This window comes from Candidatus Aegiribacteria sp. (assembly GCA_021108005.1).
Lineage (GTDB): Bacteria > Fermentibacterota > Fermentibacteria > Fermentibacterales > JCC-6 > Aegiribacteria.
In genome coordinates, this window is the sequence record JAIORS010000076.1 from 1 (window position 1) to 11969 (window position 11969).

8 protein-coding genes are annotated in these 11969 nt (G+C 47.8%); 6 read left to right on the forward strand and 2 right to left on the reverse strand.

The window, feature by feature from the left end; all coding sequences use genetic code 11:
• Positions 1-225 precede the first annotated feature (225 nt).
• The 4 genes from K8S15_04525 (at position 226) to K8S15_04540 (ending at position 3537) form a co-directional block, all read left to right on the forward strand.
• Complete coding sequence (locus tag K8S15_04525; protein ID MCD4775300.1) at positions 226-1305, forward strand: glycosyltransferase family 4 protein; 1080 nt, start codon at positions 226-228, stop codon at positions 1303-1305.
• Between the two features lie 18 nt (positions 1306-1323).
• Positions 1324-2148, forward strand: coding sequence for a DUF3108 domain-containing protein (locus K8S15_04530; GenBank protein MCD4775301.1), 825 nt, complete (start codon positions 1324-1326; stop codon positions 2146-2148).
• Positions 2145-3053, forward strand: a complete 909-nt coding sequence (locus K8S15_04535) for a ribonuclease HIII (GenBank protein MCD4775302.1) — start codon at positions 2145-2147, stop codon at positions 3051-3053. The genes K8S15_04530 and K8S15_04535 overlap by 4 nt, the downstream gene beginning before the upstream one ends.
• A 169-nt stretch (positions 3054-3222) precedes the next feature.
• A complete protein-coding gene (locus tag K8S15_04540; protein MCD4775303.1) occupies positions 3223-3537 on the forward strand; it encodes a hypothetical protein in 315 nt (104 codons plus the stop codon).
• Between the two features lie 5 nt (positions 3538-3542).
• Here the strand turns inward: K8S15_04540 and K8S15_04545 are convergent, their stop codons facing one another.
• Complete coding sequence (locus K8S15_04545) at positions 3543-5936, reverse strand: PD-(D/E)XK nuclease family protein (protein ID MCD4775304.1); 2394 nt, start codon at positions 5934-5936, stop codon at positions 3543-3545.
• Between the two features lie 139 nt (positions 5937-6075).
• Here K8S15_04545 and K8S15_04550 point away from each other — a divergent pair, with 139 nt between their 5' ends.
• Together K8S15_04550 and K8S15_04555 are read left to right on the forward strand one after the other, a co-directional pair.
• On the forward strand, positions 6076-8472 hold the full coding sequence (locus K8S15_04550; protein MCD4775305.1) for a prolyl oligopeptidase family serine peptidase: 2397 nt from the start codon (positions 6076-6078) through the stop codon (positions 8470-8472).
• 137 nt (positions 8473-8609) lie between these two features.
• A complete protein-coding gene (locus tag K8S15_04555) occupies positions 8610-9587 on the forward strand; it encodes a hypothetical protein (protein MCD4775306.1) in 978 nt (325 codons plus the stop codon).
• A 145-nt stretch (positions 9588-9732) separates the two neighbouring features.
• On the opposite strand, the gene K8S15_04560 is transcribed toward K8S15_04555, so the two are convergent.
• Positions 9733-11799, reverse strand: a complete 2067-nt coding sequence (locus K8S15_04560) for a S9 family peptidase (protein ID MCD4775307.1) — start codon at positions 11797-11799, stop codon at positions 9733-9735.
• Between the last annotated feature and the right edge of the window lie 170 nt (positions 11800-11969).

Here is an 11969-nt window from a genome sequence, read left to right on the forward strand (position 1 = left end):
TCTCAGTATTGATCCAACCGCCTGAGCCATGTTGTAAATTCTTCTTCCTGACGACTTAAGCTCAGAAACCCTGGCCATGATTTCCGCTATGGGAGGCATTTTTATTGCGCTCATTCTTTCTGACGGGGAGAAGCTGTTCATGTGTGCCCTTTCCTTTGGTATATTGCAGCTATGATTACAGAACTATAAATGAGAAACACTTAAGAGAAAACCATTGGAGTTCGATTGAGAATTCTTGTTACCATCAACTGCATAGGTGTTGACGCTTCGGCTGCAGGCGGAATCGCCCTTGCCGGGATGATGGCTGAAACGGGACATACAGTTGCCGTTCAGGCTGCTCCTGACGGCCCCGTTGCGAGGGCTGCAGCCAGGCAGGGCCTTGAATGTACAGATCTGAACCTTCAGAAATCGGCCTTCGTTACCGGTCTTTTGCCCTTTAAGAAACTGATCAGGGGTTTCGCGCCGGATGTGATCTGTACAACCCGGGCTGACGGTCAGACGGCTTCCGCGATGGTTGCCGGTAACGTTCCAATGGTCAGGATAAGATGCGATATCAGGAAACCGCGTTCAGGAAAAACCTGGAAGATGGTGGACAGAAAGACAGATCTTGTCGTATTTCCTTCCTCCTTCATGATAGAAAAGGGCTATATCGGAGAAAGGGAGGGACCCGTTTCGGTAATACCCCACCCTGTGGATACTGATTTGTACTCCTTCAGTGAGGGCAGGGAGATATCTGAACCTCTTCTTGTTTCAATCGGCAGGCTCAGCCCCATAAAGGGACACAGGACACTGATAAAGGCTCTGAAGCTGCTTCCGGGAAATGTTAAGGCCGTAATAGCCGGGGCTCCAAGCCAGCAGTCAATAGAAGAACTTCAGACATTCGCGAAAACTTTAGGAGTGGAGAACAGGATCACTTTATCCGGAAAAGTTGAGAATGTAAGGGATATCATCGCAAGGGGAACAATTGGCGTTGTTACGAGCCTTGGAAGTGAAGTTGTCTCAAGAGCGGGAATGGAAATGATGAGTTCAGGACTGCCCCTGCTGGCGGCAGCCACAAATGGGCTTCTGGACCTTGTGAAGGATGGCAGAACAGGTTTTTTTCATTCTCCTGGGAATTCCAGACAGCTTGCTTCCCAGGCGGAATATCTGATAAGGAATCCTTCTCTTGCCATGAGAATGGGCAGGAAAGCCAGGAGGAACTGCATAGACAGTCTCAGTTATCCCGTAATTGCCGAGACATGGAATCTTGCCCTTACGGAATTGATAAGAGGGAACAAGATCTCTTCTCGCAGGTATCATCAGTAAAGTAGAAAGCAGGTTGATATGACAGCATTTCTTATTGTGATGAGTTTATTATGTGCGGATTCCCTGGAAACCGAAGCCTCCTTTGTGGAATATCTGCCGAGATACGTTGAAAACAGCGCTTTCGGCCCGGGAGAGAGGCTGGAGTTCAGCGTTGAATACGGTATTATCAAAGCGGGAACAGCAGTTCTGGCTGTAACCGGGCCGGAGCAATACGAGGGGCTTATGGCATACAGAATATCAGCAACTGCCAGGTCCAACCCCGCATTCAGTACCTTCTTCGAAGTTATCGATGTCAATGAAGCTCTACTTGACATAGTCCAGTTCCATACCCTCTATTTTTCGAAGAACCTGAGTGAGGGCGATTTTAAATATCAGGAGGAAGTTTTTTTCGATCAGGATGCCGGGATGGTCTACTATCCTGAAGAGACCGATTCTTCACTTATGGAGATGGAGATCCCCCCGCACGCTCTGGACGTCCTGAGCTGCCTATATTTCGCCAGAACACTTCCGCTTGAGGTTGGGGATACTTACTACATAGACAGTCACATAGATAACGAGAATTACCCCCTCGAGATAACCGTTCACGAAAGGGATCACATAAGGGTACCTGCAGGAGAATTCGACTGCATCATGGTTCAGCCCACCCTGCAGTCTCAGGGTCTTTTCGATCAGCAGGGGGAGATATGGGTCTGGCTTACAGACGATGAACGACATATGCCTGTTCTTATGCGCAGCGCTATTGTAATTGGTGAAATAGTATGTGTTCTTAAGGATTACTCAGTCGGGACTCCGATTGAAGTTGAAAACCCGGGTTTCGAGACATATTTAGTTGAAGCCCAGTGATTCCCGGAGGAGAACTCGACCGCAGGATTGATGAAGCAGTTGGAAGACTTGAGAAATCAGGGATTACCGCTGCGAACAGAAGAGTACTGTCCAACGGTATTCGGATAACCTTCAGTGATAACAGCAGAATTTGTGGAATAAATTTTTATTACTCGAAGAAAAAGGGATTTTCAGTGGTTCCTGGTGGCGGAGACAATCGGTTCTCTCAAGAAATAAAAGGAATTCTGATATCGGATGATACGGAAATGCCTGGCGGTACCTGGACCGGTTCTGACGAAGCGGGGAAAGGTGATTACATTGGACCGCTGACAGTGGCTGCAGTCTATGTAAATCGCCAGCGTGCTGAAACGTATCGGAATATAGGCATTACCGATTCCAAGGTGCTGAGTAATGATACAGTTAGTAAATATGCAAGAACGATAAAAGATACTTCGGATGGTTTTTTCTCAATTGTATCCGTTTCTCCTTTGGATTACAACACCAGGTTCAATAAGCTTTCGAAAATAGGAAAAAACAGCCTTGATCTGCTGGCCGAATGTCATGCAGAGGCTATCAGGGAACTTCTAAAAATGAATCCAATGCCTCAATGCGTTATCGTAGACAAGTTTTGTGATGAAAAGCGCATTTCGCATCTTCTTCCTGAAGGAGACTACAGGCTTGACCTCCGGATCAGGGGGGAGTCGGATCCTGCAGTAGCGGCGGCTTCCATACTTGCCAGGGATGCATACCTGAATGGCCTGGATAAGATCTCCGGAAAATTCGGGATCAAAGCGATTTCCGGATCCGGACATCAGACCGATACGATAGCAAGGAAATTCGTTAATGAGTTCGGAGCGGATATTCTTGATGAAGTTGTCAAGGTTCACTTCAAAAACACATTAAAGGTCATGTCCCTGTTCAGTTGAACCTGATTTCCTGTGGAAATTCAATACAGTTGCACTTAGAGTTGTTCTAAAAGGATGTCTGTTCTTGACATGCATAAAAAGTTGCCTTATTTATTGCGCTTGCATTAGGGAGATACTTTCTCCGTCAGATTCGATATTGTGCTAGTTAAAAATCCCGAAAGGAGCTAAAATGAAGTATTTGATAACCGGAATACTTACCGCTTTCATTCTTGTACTTGCCGCCGGCTGCGGAGAACAGGCTGAAGAGACACCAGATGTCCCGGAAGCTGCCGAAGAAGCAATAGAAGCTGCCGAAGAGGCTGCAGAAGAAGCCATGGAAGAAGCCGAAGAGGCCATGGAAGAAGCTGCGGAGGTTATGGAAGAAGCTGAGGAAGCTTTAGAAGAAGTAGTTGAAGACGCACCTGTTGAAGATGCACCTGTTGAAGATGCACCTGTTGAAGATGCACCTGCTGAAGAAGCACCTGCTGAAGAGGTAACTCAGTAATTTCATTACAGCGAAGATAAACCAGGGCGGCGCTTGCGCGTCGCCCTTTCATTAAAAAATTCCTTAATTCTGCTGATCCCGCCTGAGATAAGCTGTATCGATCCGTTTACGAACCAGTGTTCGGGCAACAGACCCAAATAAGGGTATTTCGTGAACCTTCTTCCGATAAGAATAAGGGCTTTACGCTCTCTTCCGTTTCTAATGAGCCTTCCAGCTGCCTGGATTACACGGACCATGCCAGGTATTGCCCAGGTGTGAATAAAGGCATCTCTGCCAAGGTTGGAGTAACTTTCAGATAGTAATTTCATACGGAGGTTCATACCGGGAAGCGATGGTCCTATAACGATTGCTCCGAGAATGTTCTCCGAATGAAGATCGATTCCCTCTGAGAAAACACCACCCGAAACGGTCATAACAAGCTGGTTTTCAGACTCTATACGGTCGATGAATGTTCCTCTTTCTTCGCGGCTCATGCCGGGTGTCTGGATGAGAAGCGGAATATCGCTGTTCTCAAAAAGGCCGGAGATCTGTTCAAGGTAGATATAGGAAGGGAAGAACACCAGCCAGGTGCCGGGTATTGCAAGGTAAATTTCACTAATTCTGTCCCTTAGAAGAGATGATGATTCTCTTCTGTCTTTGTACCTTGTATCTATTTCAGGGATTATCCATACTCCCAGATTCTCCCTGGGAAACGGCCACGCGATGCTCTTTGAAACAGTTTCGCCTCCGCCGGGAAATCCCAGTAGATATCTGAAATGCTCGAAGGGGGTCAGTGTGGCGGAAAAAGCTATTGCGCTAAGGCAGCTTTCAAGCCTGTCCCACAGGAATCCCGAAGGATCGGTACAGAACCACTGAATTATGTAATCGCCTTTCTCGAGTCGGAAAAGAAGGTGATACCTGTTGTCTGAAACCCCTGACAATTTTGAGAAATCAATGACCGCTTTAAACAGTTCCCGCAGTGTTTCGGGAGGATCCCGTAATTCATACATATGGGTGAATAACTTATCTTTATTCAAGGGAGTGTTCGTATCGGGAGGAATCTCAATTTCGTTATCGTCTGAGTTTTCCAGAAGAGCAATCCATTCCCCGAATCCATCAATCCATGGATCAAGCAGTTTTTTTATGGCAGGGGGGCATCTGGAATCCTCAAGAAGCTCCGTTATCCAGGAAAGTTTTATTTGCGGGGAATAGTAATCTCTTGCTCTTGATGGAAGGTTCGCGGCCTCGTCTATAAGAAGGCAGCACATTTCCGAAGTGTTTCTTTCAAGGAAGAATCGTTTCAGGAATACGTGTGGATCGAATACATAGTTGTAATCGCAGACAACAATATCGCATTGCGTGGAAAGGTAAAGCCCCAGTTCGAAGGCACATACTTCAGCACGGCGGGCTTTATCCTTAAGTACATCAGGGTTGATGATCTGAAGGTCAAGCAGGTTCTTAATAATTCCTGAACTGTGGATTTTTTTTCTAAAATCCGCGGCGTAAGGGCAGTCGTCAGCAAAGCAGCGTGACCTGCCCCTGTGGCAGATTCCGGACTTTGCCGTGATGAATATCCCACGCAGTGGTACTCCTTTATCGATTATGAGTCTGAGTGTATCTTCGACTATCTGCTTATGTGTATTCTTGGCTGTAAGGAAAAAGAGCGCAGCTCTTTCCGGTATGGTTTTTCTTATTGCCCCGGTTATTACAGCTGCTGTCTTTCCGGTTCCTGTTGGTGCCTGCAGCATGAGATAACCCTTGTTATCAATGCAGCTTCCAACTTCGTTTAACACTTCCTCCTGACCGGGTCTCAGTGAATTATAGGGGAATTTGAAATTTCCCAGGGCTGCAATCTGCGTGTTTTTACGGATGTCTTCATTTGTAATGTGTTCTGAAACATCTGTGAGCAGATTGTGCCAGAGTTCGTCAAGCCTGCCATCCTTGAAACTTACCGGGAAGGGATATACAGCTCGACTTTTTCTGTCCATGGATAAATACGCAAGGCTGAGCCTGATCTCTTCAATCGGAAAATCCTTCTCAATTGAGAAGGCTTTAGCGTAGAAATACAGCTGGAGGGCGTTGTTGGTTCTGCTATGCACAGGATCTGTGAATTCAGGTTTGCCTCGGATTGTTTTAACTTCCACAATTTCCGTTGAGCCGTCCGATTCCAGAAGGAGATCCATCCGCCCCCTGATAACGAACCGGATACCACCGAAGTTGAGCTCAAGGCTGACTGATATTTCCTTTTGCCAGCCTTTCTTTACCTGCTCCCTCTGGAACGCGGTGTGAACCCTCTGTCTTTCATGAATACTAAGGGGATTTTCCGAAGGAATAAGAGTATCGGGAAGCCTTCCATAATCGATAAGGTTCCCGATGCCCGTTTTGAACGTTTTTGTGGAAGGATCGTATCCGGTAATCATACGTTTACTATAAGCAGTCCTGCAAGTATTGTCACCATCCCGTTCGCAAGTAATTATTCTGAGGATTTTGGAAATCGTTGTATATTATTCTGAAAATCACTGTATTCATGGCTTTACAGCTATTCAGAAAGGGTATCTCATGCTTTTATCAGTTGCAGCGATTATCGCCCTGTTCGGCGCGGATGAATTCGCATCGTCCGGCTATATGGAACCTGACCAGGTGCTCATCGACATAGTTGATGTTCAGTGGGCTCCACGGACCAGCGTTTCTCCCGATTTCCATAACTGGCTTCTTCGATTTCCTCAGGCATATCCCTCAATTGCAGAACTCGCGCAGGACGAACTGAAACTCGCGGGTATGCGGTTCAGCCCACAAACATATGCTCCGACCCGTAGTAGAAAGTTCGTTGATCTGTCCTTGTTGAGATATCCTGGGCTTGAGACAGTAGAAATACACGGCCTGCCGGAAAACCCGCAGATACTCAGCACAAGCTGGTCGCCTGATGGCTCAAGAATTGCTTTCACCAACGAAACCCCGGCTGGGGTTGAGCTGTGGATAATCGATGCCGAGTCGGCTGAAGCGGAGAGACTCACCGGGCCGGTGGTCAGTCTCACCGCCAGCGAATGGCCGGAATGGCTTTCGGACGGTTCCGGTATACTCTGCTGCATCATTCCCGAAGATCATGGAGAATCCCCTTCTGAGAGTCCTGTTCCTTCGGGTCCTGTCATTCAGGAGACAACCGGGGAAGAATCGCCGGCAAGAACCTATCAGGACATTCTGGAAAACCCTTACGATGAGGATCTCTTCGAATACTACCTTACTTCGCAATTGTCAGTTGTCCGGATGGATGGCAGCATCGATGAAGTCGGAAACCCGGGTATTATCTGGTACTATTCCCCATCGCCTGATGCTGAGTACATTATGGTTTCACAGCTAATGAGACCTTTCTCCTATATGGTTACCGCCGGACGATTCCCTGAACTCATTGAAATCTGGGATCTTGAGGGAAACACCGTTTACGAAGTTGCCGATTTTCCCGTAAGGGATGCGATTCCAATAGCCACAGGAAGTACATTCGAAGGACCAAGAAACGTAAACTGGAGGAGCGATACCGATGCCACGCTCACCTGGGTAGAAGCGCTTGATGGGGGAGATGCCGGGGCTGAAGCTGAACTCAGGGACAGGGTTTTCATGCTTGACGCTCCCTTTGATTCGGAACCGGAAGAGCTTCAAAGCCTCCGGAGCAGATTCGGTGGTATTGAGTGGGGGAACGATTCACTTGCCATCGTTTCAGAATGGTGGTGGCCCACAAGGAACCAGAAGTCCTGGAGAGTAAGACCGGGACGGCCGAATTCCAATGCTGAGCTGCTTGTTGACCGTTCATGGGAGGACAGGTACAGTGATCCTGGAATCCCGATAACACACCTCAACAGCAGGGGAAAAAGCGTACTTGCTATATCCCCCGATGGTGGTTACATATATCTTGCGGGTGATGGTGCTTCACCGGAGGGAGACAGGCCTTTTCTTGACAGGCTGGATCTGAATACACTGGAGACCGAAAGGCTTTTTCATTCGCAACCTCCGTACTTTGAACGTCCATCCAGATTCATAAACGATGAATGCACCGAATTCCTTTTCAGGCGGGAGGCAGTTGATCAATACCCCAATTACTTCGTCAGGGATATGGAGGATGATTCCGAAGTACAGGTAACGTTTTACTCCAATCCGGTGACGGTTCTCGATGGTTTGCATAAAGAACTCATTACTTACAAACGTGAGGATGGTCTTGATCTTTCAGCGACACTCTATCTGCCTCCGGGTTACGATGCTACAGACGGCCCTCTTCCCATGGTGATGTGGGCTTATCCACAGAACTACGGTTCGGCTTCAGCAGCAGGTCAAATTTCAGGTTCACCCTGCAAGTTCGATTATATCGGCTGGTGGTCACCTTTAATATGGCTTACACAGGGCTACGCGGTGCTCGACGATACGGCCATGCCCATCGTCGGTGAAGGAGACGAGCAGCCCAACGATACGTTTATAGAGCAGCTTGTCATGAGCGCTCAGGCAGCAGTTGACGAGGTAGTTGGAATGGGAGTGGCTGATCCTGACAGAATAGCTGTCGGAGGGCATTCGTATGGAGCCTTCATGACTGCGAATCTCCTTGCCCATTCGGATCTTTTCGCGGCGGGACTGGCAAGGACCGGGGCGTACAACAGAACCCTGACACCCTTCGGTTTCCAGTCTGAGGACAGATCACTATGGGAAGCCAAGGAAACATACATCGAAATGTCACCCTTCATGAACGCGGATTTGATCAACGAACCGATACTCCTCATTCACGGAGACGCGGACAGTAATTCAGGAACATTTCCGATGCAGAGCGAACGGTTCTTCGCGGCTCTGAAAGGACTGGGGGGAGTTGCCAGGCTTGTCATGCTGCCGCTTGAAAGCCACAGCTACAGGGCACGGGAATCCATTCTTCATGTACTCTGGGAAACCCAGGAATGGCTGAAGACCTATGTCAAGGACTGAACCATCCATGTGCATATGAGGTCTTGATAACAAGGATTGCCGGAACAATCAATCTTTATTATTATTAATTATTCAAATTCATGAGTGGATGCATGGGGCATCCATTTGCCAGGAATTGAATGGTAAAGGAGTTCGAAATGAAGACAGCGTTTGTTTTATGTGTAATCATATCGTTGGTTGCATTCTCGTTTGATGACATCTATATCCAGGCACCTGATAACACCAACCTGGAATTGACAACGGAAGGCTCTTCAGGAAGTTTCGATTTCGCAAGTCCGTTCGGGTATGACGGCAATCCTGATTGTGGAGCGGTCTGGGACGAACCGACAGATCCTCCGCTTTACACCGCAACTCTCCTGAATACCTGGCAGATAGACGGGACTTTTGCCAACCGTGCATTTGGATTGGAATTCATGTCTATCGGTGGAAACTATAGCATTGGCTTCATAGACGGAGGCACAACAGACGCGCTCTACTTCGCGAGTCACACCGACCTGAACACCATGCTCTACGCTTCAGATTTGCATTCGAGCAATTCAAGCCCGTGGGGTACTACCGTGACACCGCCGAACATGACAAACACCGACTTTAGTAGTTCGAACCTTTTCAGAGGCCTATGGACCACATGGAGTTCCTATTCCAACCCAGCAGGAGACGATAGCAGGGGCATCACCAGAACCTCGGATGACTACCTGTGGCTGACAAGGACTACGGGAGCCTCGGGCTCCTACGACCAGTACCTTGGCCGCATGCAGAATGAGAACCCCGGAAGTATCGTATGGTACGACGCTAGTGCTGGATTAGGCGGAACACGACTTTTGAGCGGGCTCACCGACTTTACAAACTTCTCCGGCAACACAGTTCTTGCATACACCATCTACAACTCCGGATGGGTGCGTTTCCAGGAGTACAACGGGTCGGGAATAAGCTTTCTAGGATACGCCGTCCTGCCTGTCTCCTCCGTAGACGGCTCTTACGGAATCTGCTACAACAGTATCCGCGATTCGTTCTACTGGTCCTACTATAAAGACTCACACTACTATGTGGTTGAGATGAGCATCGACGTTACAGCACTCTCCCGTTCCACATGGGGACAGATTAAAACTTCGTTCTAGGTTTTTGATATAAGGGAGCGCGCATTGGCGCGCTCCCTTACAAAGAGTGTCATGTCCTGCATTTAAGCATTATTACCAAAACATACCATACATTTCAATACAAATGTGCATTATCAGAAATCTTCACTTATGTTCTGGATTCCCGCTATTCCTCTCTCAGCAACCCGAGAATGAAAGCGTATTCTTCCGCATAATCACGGAGCCAGCTGAATCGTCCCGAGGCGCCGCCGTGACCGGTTCCCATTTTCACACTGAGAAGGACTGGATCGAAACCGGTATTCAGGTTTCTGATACCGGCTATCCATTTCGTCGGTTCCCAGTAACCAACCTGAGCATCGTTCACGCCTGTATAGACGTAGATGGCCGGGTAATCAACAGCATCAAGGTTATCAACGGGCGAGTATGAGAGTATATACCAGTAAGCCTCCTCACTCTCCCCGGGATTCCCCCATTCGTCGTATTCGTTAGTTGTGAGGGGAATAGTCGGATCAAGCATTGTGGTCAGAGCGTCAACGAAGGGAACTCCCGCTACTACACCCCGCCATAGGTCCGGTCTGAGGTTGATTATTGCTCCCATAAGAAGGCCGCCGGCGCTTTCACCCATGGCGAATACTTTTTCAGTATCGCAATATCCCTCTTCGATTAGGTATTCCGCGCAGTCTATGAAATCGGTGAAGGTGTTCATCTTGTTCAGAACCCTTCCCTGGTTGTACCACCAGCGTCCCATTTCACTTCCACCTCTTACGTGGGCAATTGCGTAAACGAAACCTCTGTCAAGTAGAGAGAGCCTTGTAAAACTGAACATGGGGTCCAAACTGGAACCGTATGCTCCGTAGCCGTATATCAGGAGAGGATTCTCTCCTTCGTGGAAGAGGTCGGTCCTGTATACAAGGCTGATGGGAATCAGTGTACCGTCTTCCGCAGGGGCCATTATCCTGTGAGATTCATACAATGACCTGTCGAAATGTTCTCCAACATCTTCCATCTTCAGTACACGCATTGTGTCGGCGCCTACATCGTAGGCTATGGTTGACCAGGGAGTTGTCATGGATGAGTAGGCGAGCCTTACGGAGTCGGCCGAGCAATCGTAGTTATTGGATGTATAGATAATGGAAGCTTCATCTCCCAGATTAGCGTAGTGTCCTTCACCTGATTCTCTGTCAACGATGTATAGTTTCTTAAGACCATCTGTTCTTACCGAAACGGCTAGAATATCATCGAAAATGTCAATTCCTTCTATCAGAACGCTATCGGAGTAAGGTACAATTGTCTCCCATTCGGGCATTGAAAACGATTCCGATGAAGCCTGCATAACCGAATAGTTTTCACCTTCAGCGTTGGTGAGGAAATAAAACGTGTTTCCGATGGGTTCAACGTAGTATTCAAACTCCTCCGTTCTGGGGTGTATCAACCGGAAAGAATCCATGGGGGTTGCCGCTGAAAGTATCCAGCATTCGGATTCAAGTTTACTTGAAGTTGATATACCCAGCCAGTTTCTGTCATAAGAATTCCATACTCCGGGCCAGAATGTGGGATCGTCCTCTCTGTACACGCATATCTCATCATCGCATCCGATTGTTCTTCGCATTATCCTGTCTGTTCTTCCCCTTGGGTCATTCAGACCGTAAAAGACCATTTTTGAATCAGTTGCCCATGCGATGTCACCGGAAGCATTATGGATGTTATCCAGAATCTGACCTGTCCCTATATCCTGAAAAATAAGTGTATTCCAGTGTCCGCCGGTGGTATCGAATGCCCAGGCGAGCATTGAATTGTCCGGACTTACGCTCATAGCTTCGACCTGGAAGTATTCCCTTCCTGCCGCATGGACATTTTCGTCCAGCAGTATTTCAGCTTCACCGTCGGGATGTTTTCTTCTCATATTCACACTGTACTCATCACCCTCGCGGTATTCGTACCAGTACCAGTAACCGTTGCTGAAGTAGGGAACCGAAGCGTCTTCCTCCGTTATTCTCTCCCGCATTTCCATAATCAGCGTGTCAATCAACAGTGTACATCCACTCATCATGAAATCGGAATAGGCATTCTCCGCTTCAAGGTATTCACTGACTGCAGGATTTTCGATATCCCTCAGCCAGTAGTAGTTATCAATTCGGGTATGGCCGTGGGTCGTGATTTCATGGGGAATGATATCCGCTACAGGGGGCTGCAGCGAAAAAAGCATGAGCATAATGAGCTTTGCGGTTATCATGATTACCTCCGGAATATAAATGAACAGTATGGAGAGTCTACAAAGAATTATAATCACAAATCAGTGATTTTCTATTTCTTTTCCTTAAGAGAACGATAATCAAGGTCTTACGATGAGGAAAGCAAGTTAATATATTAGCCTGTAAAGATATGATATTTGCTTCGGACACT